This is a genomic window from Nocardia sp. GP40, from assembly GCF_050434125.1.
Taxonomy (GTDB): domain Bacteria; phylum Actinomycetota; class Actinomycetes; order Mycobacteriales; family Mycobacteriaceae; genus Nocardia; species Nocardia albiluteola.
Genome location: NZ_JBNPVW010000007.1, coordinates 57,728 through 72,483, shown reverse-complemented (window position 1 = coordinate 72,483; position 14,756 = coordinate 57,728). Strand labels below are relative to the sequence as shown.

The 14,756-nt window shown below is 64.2% G+C and carries 13 protein-coding genes and 1 pseudogene; 11 read left to right on the top strand and 3 right to left on the bottom strand.

Annotated features, from left to right (window positions below; genetic code table 11):
• Positions 1-9 precede the first annotated feature (9 nt).
• The 3 genes from ABH933_RS22050 (at position 10) to cysS (ending at position 4,446) form a co-directional block, all read left to right on the top strand.
• Positions 10-1,533, top strand: coding sequence for a DinB family protein (locus ABH933_RS22050; RefSeq protein WP_429455076.1), 1,524 nt, complete (start codon positions 10-12; stop codon positions 1,531-1,533).
• A gap of 61 nt (positions 1,534-1,594) precedes the next feature.
• Entirely contained in the window at positions 1,595-2,998 is a 1,404-nt protein-coding gene (locus ABH933_RS22045; RefSeq protein WP_429428449.1) for a KamA family radical SAM protein, read from the top strand.
• A 59-nt stretch (positions 2,999-3,057) separates the two neighbouring features.
• Positions 3,058-4,446 (top strand): cysteine--tRNA ligase, encoded by a 1,389-nt coding sequence (gene cysS, locus ABH933_RS22040; RefSeq protein WP_429428451.1) that lies wholly within the window; start codon positions 3,058-3,060, stop codon positions 4,444-4,446.
• Between the two features lie 169 nt (positions 4,447-4,615).
• On the opposite strand, the gene ABH933_RS22035 is transcribed toward cysS, so the two are convergent.
• Positions 4,616-5,008, bottom strand: a complete 393-nt coding sequence (locus ABH933_RS22035) for a DUF397 domain-containing protein (RefSeq protein ID WP_429428453.1) — start codon at positions 5,006-5,008, stop codon at positions 4,616-4,618.
• Complete coding sequence (locus ABH933_RS22030) at positions 5,005-5,871, bottom strand: helix-turn-helix domain-containing protein (protein ID WP_429428455.1); 867 nt, start codon at positions 5,869-5,871, stop codon at positions 5,005-5,007. The genes ABH933_RS22035 and ABH933_RS22030 overlap by 4 nt, the downstream gene beginning before the upstream one ends.
• Positions 5,872-6,534: 663 nt before the next feature.
• On the opposite strand from ABH933_RS22030, the gene ABH933_RS22025 reads away from it, so the two are divergent.
• Positions 6,535-7,500: an SUMF1/EgtB/PvdO family nonheme iron enzyme gene (locus ABH933_RS22025; RefSeq protein ID WP_429428457.1), complete on the top strand. Its 966-nt coding sequence runs from the start codon at positions 6,535-6,537 to the stop codon at positions 7,498-7,500.
• Between the two features lie 32 nt (positions 7,501-7,532).
• Here ABH933_RS22025 and ABH933_RS22020 read toward each other — a convergent pair whose 3' ends face one another.
• Positions 7,533-8,330, bottom strand: a complete 798-nt coding sequence (locus tag ABH933_RS22020) for an aminotransferase class IV family protein (RefSeq protein ID WP_429428460.1) — start codon at positions 8,328-8,330, stop codon at positions 7,533-7,535.
• Positions 8,331-8,566: 236 nt separating this feature from the next.
• Between ABH933_RS22020 and ABH933_RS22015 the strand changes: the two genes are divergently transcribed.
• The 7 genes and pseudogenes from ABH933_RS22015 to ABH933_RS21985 all read left to right on the top strand — a co-directional run bounded on the left by ABH933_RS22015 (position 8,567) and on the right by ABH933_RS21985 (position 14,388).
• Positions 8,567-9,343 (top strand): hypothetical protein, encoded by a 777-nt coding sequence (locus ABH933_RS22015; RefSeq protein ID WP_429428463.1) that lies wholly within the window; start codon positions 8,567-8,569, stop codon positions 9,341-9,343.
• Positions 9,334-10,380: a pyridoxal-phosphate dependent enzyme gene (locus ABH933_RS22010; RefSeq protein ID WP_429428465.1), complete on the top strand. Its 1,047-nt coding sequence runs from the start codon at positions 9,334-9,336 to the stop codon at positions 10,378-10,380. Before ABH933_RS22015 ends, ABH933_RS22010 begins: the two co-directional genes overlap by 10 nt.
• Positions 10,362-10,574 (top strand): annotated as a pseudogene (locus ABH933_RS22005) (cold-shock protein); the annotation flags it as partial. The gene ABH933_RS22010 and the pseudogene ABH933_RS22005, both read left to right, overlap by 19 nt.
• A 399-nt stretch (positions 10,575-10,973) precedes the next feature.
• A complete protein-coding gene (locus tag ABH933_RS22000; protein ID WP_429428467.1) occupies positions 10,974-11,225 on the top strand; it encodes a hypothetical protein in 252 nt (83 codons plus the stop codon).
• A gap of 145 nt (positions 11,226-11,370) precedes the next feature.
• Positions 11,371-12,231, top strand: coding sequence for a histidine phosphatase family protein (locus ABH933_RS21995; protein WP_429428468.1), 861 nt, complete (start codon positions 11,371-11,373; stop codon positions 12,229-12,231).
• A 31-nt stretch (positions 12,232-12,262) separates the two neighbouring features.
• Positions 12,263-13,492 (top strand): helix-turn-helix domain-containing protein, encoded by a 1,230-nt coding sequence (locus tag ABH933_RS21990; protein ID WP_429428470.1) that lies wholly within the window; start codon positions 12,263-12,265, stop codon positions 13,490-13,492.
• Positions 13,489-14,388 (top strand): phosphotransferase enzyme family protein, encoded by a 900-nt coding sequence (locus tag ABH933_RS21985; RefSeq protein ID WP_429428472.1) that lies wholly within the window; start codon positions 13,489-13,491, stop codon positions 14,386-14,388. Before ABH933_RS21990 ends, ABH933_RS21985 begins: the two co-directional genes overlap by 4 nt.
• Positions 14,389-14,756: the final 368 nt, after the last annotated feature.

Genomic DNA, 14,756 nt, shown 5'->3' with positions numbered 1-14,756 from the left:
CAGGGCCGGGTGGCGCCGGTGACGATCCGCAATATGCAGCTAACGGAGATGAGTGAGTTGAAGATTCAGTGGGCGAACCAGCGCGATTTCCACACGCTGCTGCGGCGATCCGATGCTGAAGACAAACCGGTGCTGCTGGACCTGCACTCCCCGGAGTGCTCTGGTTGCGTAACCAATGATCGAACCATCTACTCTGATCCCGAGATCGCTTGCACCGTAATGGAACACACGTTCCCGGTCCGGGTAGTTACGACCGATCCAGACCGGGCTAGTACCGATATCATCAACAACCACATATACATCTGGTCGCCGACGATCCAGTTGCTCGCACCCGACCAGACTCGGTACCACGAATGGAATGGCGCACCGCGCCGGACCCGGCTGTCCGTGGGCTATCAGTCCGTCTTTCATGACACCCCGGGGCACCTGACACCGGAAACATTCAAAGCTCAGTTCCTTGTTGCCCGTGCCAAAGCGGCACTCCGCACCAAGAAGTACGGCACGGCGATCAGCCTGTTCGATGATGCGATCGCTCGCTACCCTCGTGATCGGGTCACGGTCGAGGAGGCCACTCGTTGGAGAAAGGCCGCTTTGAGCGGTGGTTTCATCGAGTCCACGTGGGACCGGCATCACCAGGTGACGACTTCCCCGTTGGCTGCGGCGGTTGAGCGCTTCGCCCAGACAGTCGCGGTACTGCCCGACAGTGTTCTCATGCAGGACTGGATCGGTAAGCCCGGAGCGGGTGACTGGCAATGGTATTCGGATTGCCTTCGCGAAGTCGTGTTGCAGGCGTACCAAGAGCTCTGCGACTTCGCTGTCACCGCCGAACGTGAACGGGCAAGGCACGGGCCGCAATTCAACGACACGCACCGCCTGTTGGGCCAGCATCGTTTTGCCTATCGCGAATTCCAGTCCCTGTTTGTCGGCGTGCCGGACGCATTGCTGGACCGCACTCCGTTGCGTTCGGAGCGGTCGATCCGCGAGAACCTCGCGCACATGGTGATGGCGGAGTGGTGGGCGTACCGGCCGCAGATCCTGCATGCGCTGGATCGAGGGCGCAAGGGCCTGCCGCCGGAGGTGGTTCCGGCTTCGGATACCGTTGCCCAGCACGGCGAGCCGCCGGGCAGCCATGAAAGCCTGCACGAGCTGCTGGCGCTCTACGAACGTCTTCACCTGTGCAACACCCGAGACTTCTCGCACATCTCCGAGGACGAGCTCGGAATCCGTTCGGCCTGGTGGGAACTGGGCCCTGTCGAACTGCGGTTCCGGCTCGAGCGGTACATCTGGCACCCTCGCGACCACGCGGTCTCGATCGACAAGATCCTCGACGCGTCCGGCCACCGGCACACCGCCAACCACCGCTTCGCCGCCCGCCTGTTCAGCGGACTGGGAACCGCCGAAGCCACTCTGATCGGAGCCGACGGATTCCTCACCGACCGACTCGATTCCCTGACCGCCGCGATCAACGACCGCGCAAACGAAGCCGCACAACTGCTCGGGCAAGTGACCGACATCAAACCGGGCATCGGGTAGTCGACCTTCCCAGCCAGGTGCGCTGCGCCCAGCACCGAACGAAACCAACGCGAGGACGACAATGGCTCCCGATCTACCCCAGCCCTACACCTACCAGCGACAAACCGTGTCCGAACCCGACTATCGAAGATATCCGGGTTGGTCGAAAACTGCTGAGCAGGAATGGAATTCGCCGCAGTGGCAGCGTGCCCATTGCGTCAAGAACATCCGGCAACTCCGCGAGGTCACCGGCGAGCTGCTCAGCGATGCCTTTCTCACGGACCTCGAACGCGACCAACGCGAACGCGCGACCATGTCCATGCTGATCACACCCCACATGATCAACACGATCGCCGCCGGTGCGCCGATCCGTGGGCCCGGGAGTCTCACCAACGCGTTCTATCGAGATCCGGTCCGCCGCTACATGCTTCCCGTCTTCTCCGACCGGCGCACCGATTTCCCTTCCCACCCCAACGCCCAGCGGGACTCGCTCCACGAGCGAGACATGTGGGTCGTTGAGGGGTTGACCCACCGGTATCCGACGAAGGTGTTGGCGGAGGTGGTGTCCACCTGCCCGCAGTATTGCGGGCACTGCACCCGGATGGATCTGGTCGGCAATTCCACCCCGCAGATCGGCAAGAACGGGTTCACTCTGCGCCCGCGCGCACGCCTGGAGGCGATGCTGGCCTACCTGCGGGCATCACCGACCGTGCGGGATGTCGTGGTCTCGGGTGGCGACCTGGCCAACATGCCCTGGCCACGACTCGAAGCGTTCATCGCCGCGCTTCTGGACATCGACTCCATCCGCGATATCCGGCTGGCGAGCAAGGCATTGGTCGGTCTACCCCAACACTGGGCCGAGGATCGTGTGGTCGCCGGCATCACCCGGCTGGCCCGCACTGCGCACGATCGCGGCGTCCAGCTGTCCCTGCACACCCACGCCAACGTGGCACAGCAAATCACCCCCAGCGTCTCCGCCGCCGCACGCGGTCTGCTCGATGCGGGACTGCGGCACATCCGCAACCAGGCGGTGCTGCTGCGGTCGATCAACGACACCCCCACAGCGCAACTCGACTTGAGCTTCGCCTTACTCGACGAGGCCGCAGTGATGCCGTACTACATCTACCTGTGCGACATGATCCCCTTCAGCGAGCACTGGCGGATCTCGCTGGCCCAGGCCCAAGCCCTGCAACTGGCCATCATGGGGTACCTGCCGGGATTCGCCACTCCCAGGATCGTCTGCGACGTACCCATGATCGGCAAACGCTGGGTACACCAGACCGCCCACTACGACCGGATACGCGGAATCTCCTACTGGTCCAAGAACTATCGCACCATCACCGACGCCGCCGACCCCGAGGCGTTGAGCCGGTTGTACGTCTACTACGACCCCATCCACTCCCTTCCGCCCGAGGGGCGGCAATGGTGGGCCGAGCATGATCACCCCCGCCCCGGCGCCATGCCACGCCGGCAACTCGCATCGTGATACCCGAGCCCAGGATGGCAAGCCCCGAACCGGGGCCGCGGCCGGTAGCATCGTCGCCCGTGACGCTGCACCTCTTCGACACCGCCACGCGGAGCCTGCGGAAATTCGTCCCCCTGATCCCCGGCCGGGCGACGATCTACCTGTGCGGTGCCACCGTGCAGAGCGAGCCCCACATCGGACACGTACGCAGCGGTGTCGCCTTCGACGTTCTCCGACGCTGGCTGCAGGCCAACGACTTCGAGGTCACCTTCGTCCGCAACGTCACCGACATCAACGACAAGATCCTGGACAAGGCCCGCGAGGCCGGACGACCGTGGTGGGAATGGGCAGCCACCTACGAACGCGCCTTCGACCACGCTTATCACACCCTCGGCATACTGCCCCCCGCGGTCCAGCCCCGAGCGACCGGGCACATCACCCAGATCATCGAGCTCACACAGCGGCTCATCGACACCGGCCACGCCTACGCCGCCGAGGGGAACGTGTACTTCGACGTGCACAGCTTTCCCGAATACGGTGCACTCGCGCGCCTGGACCCCGAGGACTTACAGCAAGGCGAAAGCCTGGGCCAGGGCAAACGAGTCCCTCTGGATTTCACCCTCTGGAAAGCGCGCAAGCCCGGCGAACCCACGTGGCCTTCACCATGGGGACCAGGCCGCCCCGGATGGCACGTGGAATGCTCGGCCATGGCCACCACTTATCTCGGCGCCGAGTTCGACATCCACTGCGGCGGAATGGATCTGCTGTTCCCACACCACGAGAACGAAGTCGCCCAGTCCCGTGCCGCCGGTGACGGATTCGCCCGCTACTGGCTACACAACGGATGGGTCAGCCTCGGCGGAGAGAAAATGTCCAAATCATTGGGCAACGTGCTGTCCGTGCCAAACGTCCTCAAACAAGTTCGGGCCGTGGAACTTCGCTACTACCTGGGCAGCGCACAATACCGGTCGATGCTCGAATACTCCGAGCAGGCACTCGATGATGCCGCCGCCGCCTACCAACGGCTGGAAAGCTTCGTCCGCAAGGTCAACGAGACCGCCGGTCCCGTGCCGATGGGCAAATGGACCGACGGGTTCGCCTCCGCACTGAACGACGACCTCGCCATCCCCAAAGCGCTCGCCGAAATCCACAACGTAGTAACGGACGGCAACAAGGCCCTCGCCCGCCAGGACACGGCCGCAGCAGCCGATGCGGCCGCCCAGGTGCGCGGAATGCTAGACATCCTGGGACTCGACCCGCTCGACCAGCATTGGGACCGCCGCACGACCACGGCAACCGCTCACCAGGCCCTTACTGTTCTGGTAGCCGCCCAACTCGAACAACGGTCCTCAGCGCGGGCCATCCAAGACTGGCCCGCCGCCGATCGGGTGCGCGACCGCCTAACCGCCGCCAACATCGACGTGACCGACACCCCAGAAGGTCCGACCTGGACACTCCAACAGAAGTAAGAGAACCCTCGACGCCGAAACCGCAGACGCCCCTCTATCCCAGCGGCGGGTGGCTTCCCTAGCGACTACCGTCAGCGGCATCTGAAACGGTTGCCTGCCGACAAAAGTGTTGATGGCCCAGGGCTTTTCAAGACCTGGGCCATCAACAAGCCATAAATCACGTTCCGGTTCAGCGGATGACGAACTGATCGTCCGCAATACCTTTCGCGAAGGCATCCCACTCGTCGGGAGTGAAGGTCAACTTGGCACTCTGGCTGCAGACTGTTGCCCCGCCGTCAGCCTGCACCCTGATATTGAGGACATCCTCAGGTCCGCCGGTGTCGTTCAGGGCTATGTCGCCTGATACCTTGGCCAGGGCCAGATCGAGGATCGCGGGCCAACTGTTGGCAGGTATCTCGATGACGGGCTGAGCGTCCGGATCGTTCGCTGGGTTCCGGAGGTACTTGCTGTCACGCATGAACACCATCACGCCAGCGAATTTGACCTCAACACAGTTGCCACCGTTGTTGCCGCTGAAAGTACTCGTCCTCCATCCGTTGGCGGGATGGGTGTTGGTGGTCATTTCCGCTCCAGTTTCTTGATCTTCGAGACTCGGCTCGAGATTGCATGGGCGGTGTCGTCCGTCGACAGTGCCTTGGTCATGAGCCGATCCGCTGCCAGCGTGTACAAGTCTACGTCGGCGCGTTCTTGTAGGTAGAGCGCGCCGGTGTGGTGCTCGATGTACGCGATGCCGCGCGCTTCAGTGAAGTTGAGCAGGGTGAAGGAGCCGGGTAATCCTTCGTGGGCGCCGACCTGGGTCGGGATAACGCGGATGTCGACATTGTCGAGTGTCATCATCGCGAGTAGGTGTTCGAGTTGTTCGATCATCACGGCGGGACCGCCGATCGGCCTGTCCAGAACAACTTCTTCGATAACCGCGCGAAGTTTCAGTGGTGTCTCGGTGTTAGCCAGGCGCTGCCGGTCGATACGCACTCGCACGGCTTGGGCGACATCCATCGGGGGAATGTGCAGACTGTCGCCGAGGAGTGCGGCAGCGTGTGCCGGCGTCTGCAGCTGCCCTGGAATGAAGTTTTCGGTGTACTCGAACTGCTCTGTAGCCAGGCGTTCGAGACCGACGAACAACTTGAACCAATTCGGCAGCACGTCATCGTGCCTGGTCGACACGGTGCCGTGGTCGGCTCGTACCGCGAGCGAGACCGTAAGCTCCACTTGCTCGGGCTTTGCGCGGTAGTACCGCATCAGCTCGCCGACTTCGTCGGGAGCCTGCGCGGTCTTGCCGCTCTCCATGTAGCTCAGCTTCGCCGATGTGCAGCCGATCTCCTTGGCTGCCGCTAACTGGGTGATCCTTGCGTTCTCTCTCGCGGTCTTGAGGTCGTGGCCAACCAGGAAGCGTAAGGCTGACGCATCTTGAGGCTCCTCGTGCATGTGTTCCTTCCTCACCTCTGTCGATGCCTCCGCACAAACTACCGCATCGACTTCAATCCAAAGTCTAGCGCGAAAGTCTTCTTTAAGTTTAAATAGAGATCTGAAGCCAACAGTTGGTCCAGCTTTCACGATGGCCAGTCTGGAAGTAGGTCGAGATGGCGGTACATGTAGTCGGTGGGTCGTTGATGACCAGCGACCAGACCGAGCATCAAGCAAAGAGCGTCGGCGACGGCGGCTGGGTCGTGTCCTATCTGCCAGGCCGGACTCTGACGATGGACCAGGCAGCAGCAGCAATTCAGGCCGCCGAATCCGTCGCGTCGGTCAGTGCTCTAGCCAGGCAAGTTGGGCTCACCGCACTGGAGACAGTGGGGATGGCGCTACAGTCACCGCCCTGGCAAAACGATCGAAACCCGCACCGCCTTCTGCGGGCTGTCGCGGCGGCGATGACGCGCGGATCCGATGCCGTCGGAGGGCCTCGGACAACACGATGACTCTCGATATCGTCACCTGCGAACTCGCGGTGCAACGAACGCAATCTGCCTCTCCAGCACCTCGGTATCGGTTGCGAGATCCCCTTCCGAGGTTCCGCATTCTTTCCGCGCAACTACACGGCTCCTCCGGCTGCCGCAGGTCGGCGATGAAGGAATTCACACGGATCAACTCATGGCTGTACTGGAGCAACGCCACGGGAAAGGGATACTGCACGCGATGATCAGCATGATTCGGCCCTGGACAGGAGTCGAAGTGAGATCGCTGCGCCAGGCGCGGCGGATGAGCCTGGTCGATTTCGCCGCACATCTGGGGGTCGATACGCGGCTGATATCGAAGTGGGAGGCTGGCGGCGCGACGCTCCAGCCTCGGCCAATGAATCAAGCCGCTTTGGATACCTCCTTGTCGCGGTTGTCCGCCGAAGAGTCTGTGCGGTTCGCTGGATTGGTGTCTCCGGACGCACTGGGGGAGGCCCACGACGCCGATGCCGATGCCGCCCTCCCCTCGACTCGGCTACGCCACCCGGTCGATGGTAAGTGGATCACCTGGATCCCTGAAGGCGTCTTTCTGTCCGGGCCGCAAGACCAGCCCGAATGGGTGCCCGGATTCTGGATCGATACCTATCCGACCACCAACGCCGACTATGCGAGGTTCATCGCGGCGACCGGGCACACGCCACCCCAGCATTGGCAGGATGGACGCGTGCCGCCAGGGACCGCCGACCACCCGGTGGTGTGGGTGACCCACGCCGATGCCGCCGCCTACGCCAACTGGGCAGGCAAACGGCTCCCCACCAGCCTTCAGTGGGAAAAAGCAGCACGAGGCAGCCGCGGAAACACTTGGCCGTGGGGGAATTCGGCGACCCCACGCAAAGCGAACGTCCGCGGCTCCGGGCCAAGCACGACGACAGCAGTCGACGAGTACAAATCTGGCGCCTCGCCCTATGGCATCTACGATATGTGCGGGAACGTGTGGGAATGGCTGAGCACCGAGACCATTCCGGGCCGTTTCGAGCTCAAGGGCGGTTCTTTCATCTCGCAATTCGACCGTGCAGCACCAGCGGCCGGTAACGACGCCGATCGGTTGATGCATGATGATGACACCGGATTTCGTTGTGTCACTGACGATGTGACCGAATGAACCGCGGGCTGATGCAGTCTTCGTTGGGCGCCTCAGATCTTCTCCGGCGGTATGGACTCGTAGTCCTTGCGCAGGGTGTGAACCAGCTCATGCTCGACCGGCCACCGTATGTCATCGATCCGGGATACTGCTCGGACTCCGATAGCCGCGTTGGTTGCGACAGCACCGACGAATTCGCCGAGCCGGGACAGAGTGATTGGTTCGGTGACGATGTTCTCATCACGGGTTTGGGCGAGCAGCCGCATGGTGGTGCCAATGAGTGCATCAGCGTGCGGCCATACCAACTGGCCCTCGGCGGTGATGAATCCGATATTGCTGGTGGCGATTTCGCTAACCAGGCCGTCGGGCTGACAGAACAAGACATCGTCGAATCCGGCCCGCTTGGCGATAGCTCGGTGGTACATGGCACCGAACAGGCCAACGTGTTTCACGCGGGCCAGATCGCGGGCGTAGACCATTGATTGCAGAGCGATCGGTGTCGACGGGACGGGCGGGGCCGGGCGCATGGTGACCAGTACGCGAGGATTCGCGGATGCGCCCGGGTTGCCGAGGTCGATGTCCGGGTCGTAGACAGTGACGCGCACGGTAACCGGCGCGGTGACTTCGCGTAGTGCGTGCCGGATGTGCTTGCGGACGAGGTCAGGATCAAGGTCGGCGGCGAAAACCTGGTGGCAGTCGCGGGTCAGCCGATCCAGATGCAGCGAAAGGCCCCGGGTCGAACCGCGTTCCACGCGCATCGAAGTGAAGTGCCCGAAGTTGACCAGCCCCAGAGGAGCCAGGTCATCGACTGTGACCGGCGCACCGTTGAGTTCCAAGCCATGGTGTTCCATGCCGCCAGTGTTTCACTGCCGGGCGGTCTGGCAGAAGCCGGTCGGCGGCGAAGTTCGGTGATAGGGCAGTGCGATTCGGTGCCGGGGCAGTTCCGAGATCACAAGTCTGTGTCAATGCTGAAGTGCATGACAAACGCGCACGAGCACAAGTGGATTCCCACCCCACCCGCGCTACTGTCCGCTGGCCGGCGGCCACCACGGTGTGCGAGCGGGCCGGTGCGCCGCAGGAGGTGGGCATGAGCACCTCCTCGGCGAACTGTGAACGCCTGCCGGACTGGCATGAGCTGACTGCGGCATTCAGCCGAAGCTGGAGCGGGAGCGATGCGCATCCCGTTCTGATGTGCGCGTGCCGGTTGGGACGGCTACATCGGCGACGGCGCCCACGCCGCCGCACCGTGGCGGCCCGTCGCCGCAGGGTGCTGATCGAAGCGATCGACACATGGGCATCGGAGTGTCTGCGCAGCGGTGGGCGTTCTGGGCAGATCGGCGCGTGTGTCGATCGGATGGCTGCGGCGTTCGCGGCGGCACAGCAGTCGTTGCGTAGTAGCGAGCCGATCACCGGGCCGGTACATGCGGCGTTCACCAACGCAGCGTCCCTGATTGCCGACTGGACCGAGATCACTGCCGAGGCCGCCCCACGTTCTTACAAGGGTGATGAGCAAGCAATCCGCAACGAGCACTTTTCGATCGCGCGAGTTGGTCATAGTGGCGAGTCAGGGACTCGCCGCGACTGGCGGTCATCGGCGTGCTGGACGGAGTCGCGACGGCGATCATGCTGCAGATACTGCACTGAACCAGACTTGTTCTGCCGCTTCACCGTCCGCACGAACACGACTGCAGACCATACGGTTGAACCGCAGTTGGCCCAGGAACTACACGCCGAACACGGGAGCTGTGAGCGCGATGCTGGTGGCCGCCGGCGCCGTCGCGGCGGCGTCATGACCATGCGCCGCGGCGAGATCGCCGACGATTCGGAATTCATGCACTGGGTCATGGAGGCCGGATGCCCATGATCGACGACATTTGTTGGTACCCAGACGTTGTGAAGGCCTGGAACGGCATCGTCGCGGACATCGCAGCCATGCATCACACCGACCTGGACGTCGCGGACCTGCCGAACACCAGGGCGGCGCGGGTGGTGGTGGCGCGGGAGCACGAGCAGTACACCGGGTCGGTGCGTGCGCGCGGCGCGTTGTGGTACCTGCGTACTCGCCGCAAGTTCGGTGAGTTACCGCGCGAGGGCATCGCGCTGGCACCGGCCAGCGAATCGGACGCTGCGGCGTGGGCCTGGGCAGCGAAAACAACGCACACACCGGCGATGCTGGTCATGCCACCGAGCGATGAGGCTTTGCTGGCGATGCTGCGTGGCGACGGTGTCACGGTGCAGGTCACCCCGGGCCGCGAGGTCTGCGCGTGCCGCGATGCCTACGCCCGAGCGGTGCGGGCGCTGGTGCCCGATCCGGCGGACTCGATGTTCGCCGCGGGCGTGGGGACGTGGGTGCGGTGCATCAACCAGCTGCTCTGGAACGTGGACACCGTCATCATTCCCGGCGGCGTGGACGGGCTGCTACTGGGCACGCTCACCGCCGCCCACAAATACGGCATCAAGACCGTGCTCGCCACGCCGGAGGGAACTGCGATTCCCCCAGCCGCACTACAGATCCTGACCGATGGAACCGATGGCACCACCTTTCCCGGCATGAAGCCCGACGGCCGCCGCGTGCGGCTGGACTCGGTCACGGTCTCGGCCAGCGATATCCAGGACGCGGGCGCGATCCTGCGACACCACGGGCTCCAGGTCACCCAGGAGGCAGCGCTTGCGTTGGCGGCCCTGACCAGCCGACACGACTCTCCAGGGCACTGCTACCGGGCCGAGCCCAAGGAGATAGTGGCCGCACTGATGGCCGGTCCACCCACAGGATCCTCTGCCCCGCACCCGGAAACTGCTGCGCGAGAAGCAAACTCGCGCAACACAACGTCGGAGGCAGTGACGATATCTGAACAACTGCGAAACGAGAGAGACACAGCAATATGGCGCGTGGATATGTGAAGTGGTTCGACGACAGCAAGGGATTCGGTTTCATCGCTCAGTTCGACCCTGGCCAGCCCGATGTGTATGTGCATCACTCCCGGATCATCGATCAGGGGCTTGGGCACACGACTCTGGTAGAGGGACTGCACGTGGAGTTCGAGGTCGATCACAGCCCATTGAAAGGGCCGCAGGCCATCGAGGTCCGGTGCGTCGTCGACGCGGACGCCGCCGGTTATGGGCCACGAGGTCGCGGGGAGATCGGTCCGGATGTGTTCGCGTACACAGGAAGTGGTGAACGCCGTGGCTGAAGGGCGCATCATGATGTGTGGAGGGCTCGGCACCGGCCGGCTGTTCTGTCTGCTCTTCGAGCCTGAGGATCCGGTCACCGAGTTCACGAGCGGCTGGAAGGCTGACGTCCTCGCCCCGCGACTCGACACTGCAGACCATCACCTTCGTGTGGTCGAAGGGATCCACTCTCTAGGAGCGACATCGTGAGCAGGGCAACGAGTCTGGCGATATCCGATAGACCGCAAAGGCCGGGGGTTCACCGGGCCCGGACACCGATTGCCAGAAGGCGGTGGTGGTTGGCGCCGCTGTTGTCGTGTCTGGCGATGCTCCCGCTTCTACCGGTGGGGATCGGGGCCTTCGTGTTGGCTTTGCTGGAAACCAGGGCATGCGGCGATCCGGGAGTCGCCTGCACCGGCGACCTGGCCCGTCATATCGGGGCAACGATGGAAATAGCCGCACTGTTCTTCACGATCACGCAGTGGCCGTGCGCGTATTGGCTGCCCACCCCGCAGCGGGTGGTGATGGCGTGCGTACCGCCCGTCCTGACCGCCCTGGGCGCCGTGGTCGTGGTGTGAACCCACCCGGCACTACGCCGTGGAATCACCCCGAACGAAGCAACTGAGGGCCGTCGAGGCCTGGGCTTCGAACACCGATGGGTCCGTGCCTAGACGGTTGCTCACGTCAGATTTCCTGTCCGAGAACGTTATTGAGATGGAATCCATGAACTTCAAATCCCAATGCGACGCCGCAGGCGTGCGCGTGCGCCGGTCGCTGGCCGAGACGGTCGCGCCGATGGAACGCTCGCCAGAAGAACCGCACTCGTTGCCCGAAGCGCAGTCGGGCGCGAACGTGGCGTTGTCCACCCAGGACGATGACCTCGGCGCGCAGGGCTGTACGCGTTTGAGCTTCGTGCGGCACGCGCAGGCCCTGTCGAATGTCGACGGGGTGATCCGGGGCGAGACCACCTGCGGTGGGCTGACCGAGCAGGGACGCGAGCAGGCTGGTTGCCTGGCCCGCCGGCTCGAACTGGACCAGTGCGACGACCCGGTCACGCAGGTGTATTCCACGCCCCTGGCGCGGGCGGTCGAGACCGCCGAACCCGTCGCGCAGATCCTGGGCCTGCGCCTGCAATACCTGCCTCAGTGGCGGTACGCCAACTACGGTGCGGCGGAAGGTAAAACATGGCGGGAGGTCTACCGCGACTATCCTGACATCCATCCCGCGTTGCACCCGGACCGGCCGATCGCCGAGGGCGCCGAGACCATGATCGCGTTCCGGGCCGCCACCAGCGCGGCGATCACCGAACTGACGCGACGGCACCCTGGCGAGCACATCCTGTTGTTCGGATCCACCGAGAATTTCATGGCTGCCGAGGAAATCCTGCTGGATCTGCCCCCGGATGCCCGCACCCGATCGAAGATCGCGATCGATCACACCGGCATCATGACCTTCGATCTGGTGCCCGCCCCGTGGTCCCCGACAGGTCGGCGGGCAGTCTTGGTGCGGCACAACGATTCTAGCCACTTGCCTCTGCCACAGCGCCGCAGCCGGTTCCGCAGCACAGGGCCGGTCGGCTCATGAACCAGCCAATATCCCAACCAGCACGGTCCCGATGAGCAACCGCGACAACGCATTCGGCGATCTGATGCGCAAGCTGCGCGAACGGCGTCATCTTTCGTTCAGGGCTCTCGGCGCGCTGACGATGTATGCGCCGACGTCCCTGCATCATATCGAGAAGGGCGAGCGGCCACCGACCACGGACGTGGCTACACGTCTCGATGACGTTCTGCAGGCCGATGGGGCGCTGCTGGCTGCGGCGGCTGAGGCCGCGTTGCAGCGACTGTTGAACGCTGCAGCACAGGAATCGACCGACCTGGTGCGGTGGGTGAGCGAGGAACCGGTGGTTGGGATCTCCCAAGACGGCTTGGTACGTGATCTGAGCAGCATTGCACGCGATTATGTGCATCGTCCGCCGTTGCCGCTGTTGACCAACCTGCTGCGTTTGCGGGAACAGGCCGCCCAGCAACTCGAACGGGCCCGGCGGCTGCAACGCCGACGTGAACTGGCCTTGCTGGGAGCAGTCGCGGTTCAACTGCTGGGCGAACTCACCGATGATTTGGCGGGTAATTCCGAGGCCGCGATGCGGCACGCGGTGGCCGCTGAGCTGCTGGCTCAGGAGGCTGCGCACCCTGGACTTTGTGCGTGGGTCGCCGGCACGAAGGCCTTGATCGCGGAGTGGTCTCCCGAGCCACACACGGCGCTGGACATTATCGTCGACGCGGCCGAATGGGCACCGCAGGGTGACTACCGGGTCCGGCTGTTCGCGTTGCAGGCGCGGTGTGCTGGTCGGCTCGGCGATATCGGCCTGGCCCGCTCCGCCGCGCTGCGCACCGTGGCCGCCGCCGAGCAGGCGCGCGATACACCCGACGAAGTAACGATGTTCGGCGGCGCATTGACCTTTCCGCACGCGAAGATGGCCTACTACCTGTGCTGCGCGTACCAGTCGATCGGTGACCACCAGCACGCCGAGAGGTGGGCGCAGGACGCCATCGGCCAATACACTTCCGGTCCGCCCGAACACCGCTCCTACGGGGACGAAGCGCTGGCCAGGGTCTCGCTGAGCCTGTCCCGGATCGCCCGCGACGAGTTCGAAGGCGCGCGGGAAATACTCTCGCCGGTCCTGGAACTTCCCACCGAACAGCGGATCACGGCCATCATGGAGGGGATGAATACCGTGACCGCCGCGATCCGCGAGCACCGCCATGCCCAAGCACCCGTCGCCCACGACCTCCACGAAACGATCCGCGGGTACACCGCACACTCGACCGCGGCCCTGCCATGACGAGCCTTGCCGCGCACGACATCCTCACCACCGCATGCGAACAGGCCGGGCTCGATATCCAGGACGCGCGACTGCTGCGCGCCCACAGCAACGCGGTATGGCTCCTTCCGCGCTCGCAGGCCGTGGTCCGGATCGGGCGAAGCCAGCACCGCGGCTTGCGGTTTCAGGCGGGCCTGACGCTGACGCGATGGCTGGCCGCGCACGACATCCCGGTGACCGAGCCGCTGATGGACCAGTCCGTCGACGTCAACGACGCCACCGTCACGGTGTGGCGTTACTACCCGCAGGAACAGCGCGGTGAACCACCGATGCGGGACCTCGGCGCCATCCTGCGCCGGCTCCACGCACTGCCGGCCCCGCCGCTGGAGCTGCACCCGTATCCGCCGTTGTCCGGGCTGACCACCATCCTCGGCTCGGACGCCGCGCGCGGAGTCCTGGCACCGGATGATCTGGCCTGGTTGTCCGACCGCGCCACCGAACTGCTCGACCGCTACCACGGACTCGAGTCCGTCTTGGGTGTCGGGACGATTCATGGCGATGCGTATGCGGGAAACTGCTTGTGGGACGGTGATAATCGAGTTGTGCTGGGCGACTGGGACGAAGCGAGTATCGGCCCCCGCGAGCTGGACCTGATCCCCAGCTGCCACGATCACCTCCGATTCGGCGCCCCCGAGGACGATCTCGCGCAGTTCTTCCGCGCGTACGGTCTCGACCTCGAAGAGTTCCGCACCTGGCCCGCGTTCACCGTGCTGACCTCGATGCGCGACCTGCACACCCTGACCGGCTACATCCGCCGCGCGGCCGGTGAGGACACCGCCGCAGCCCGCGAACTCCACCGCCGCCTGGGCATGCTGCGCAACCCTGGCGCCGGCACCGAGCCTTGGCACGGCATGTAGCCCTACCAGCGTTGCGCATCTCGGTCACGGTCCGCTGGATTGTGGCCGAGATGCGCAGTGCACTGTCCCCGGGCCACCGCGGCACAGGAAGATTCGCCGCTGTCGGTTTGGTCGGCGAAATCATTGCTCCCGCACGGTAGTCCGTGCTCGGCCGCCGCGTGCACATCGGTCTGATCATCTCGCGATGGCCGTGTGCCGTCCGCCGCGGCTTCGGGTCTTCCATGTCACGTCACCGCCACTCGGTGGCGAAAGCGATTTTTGGCGCTGACCTGCGTACCCATGAACTGGACAAGCGATTGGGTACACGCACCCTATTGTGCGGCGTTGCTCGGCTTGCCGAAAATGGTTCCAGCACCAGTTATTTCGCC

Bases quoted from the DNA above. Each gene is read 5' to 3' on its own strand.
- ABH933_RS22000 (WP_429428467.1), top strand. From the start codon at position 10,974: ATGCTCCCGCTTCTACCGGTGGGGATCGGGGCCTTCGTGTTGGCTTTG.
- ABH933_RS22020 (WP_429428460.1), bottom strand. From the start codon at position 8,330: ATGGAACACCATGGCTTGGAACTCAACGGTGCGCCGGTCACAGTCGAT.
- ABH933_RS21985 (WP_429428472.1), top strand. From the start codon at position 13,489: ATGACGAGCCTTGCCGCGCACGACATCCTCACCACCGCATGCGAACAG.
- ABH933_RS22025 (WP_429428457.1), top strand. From the start codon at position 6,535: ATGGCTGTACTGGAGCAACGCCACGGGAAAGGGATACTGCACGCGATG.
- ABH933_RS21995 (WP_429428468.1), top strand. From the start codon at position 11,371: ATGAACTTCAAATCCCAATGCGACGCCGCAGGCGTGCGCGTGCGCCGG.
- ABH933_RS21990 (WP_429428470.1), top strand. From the start codon at position 12,263: ATGAGCAACCGCGACAACGCATTCGGCGATCTGATGCGCAAGCTGCGC.
- ABH933_RS22010 (WP_429428465.1), top strand. From the start codon at position 9,334: ATGCCCATGATCGACGACATTTGTTGGTACCCAGACGTTGTGAAGGCC.
- ABH933_RS22045 (WP_429428449.1), top strand. From the start codon at position 1,595: ATGGCTCCCGATCTACCCCAGCCCTACACCTACCAGCGACAAACCGTG.
- ABH933_RS22030 (WP_429428455.1), bottom strand. From the start codon at position 5,871: ATGCACGAGGAGCCTCAAGATGCGTCAGCCTTACGCTTCCTGGTTGGC.
- ABH933_RS22035 (WP_429428453.1), bottom strand. From the start codon at position 5,008: ATGACCACCAACACCCATCCCGCCAACGGATGGAGGACGAGTACTTTC.
- ABH933_RS22015 (WP_429428463.1), top strand. From the start codon at position 8,567: ATGAGCACCTCCTCGGCGAACTGTGAACGCCTGCCGGACTGGCATGAG.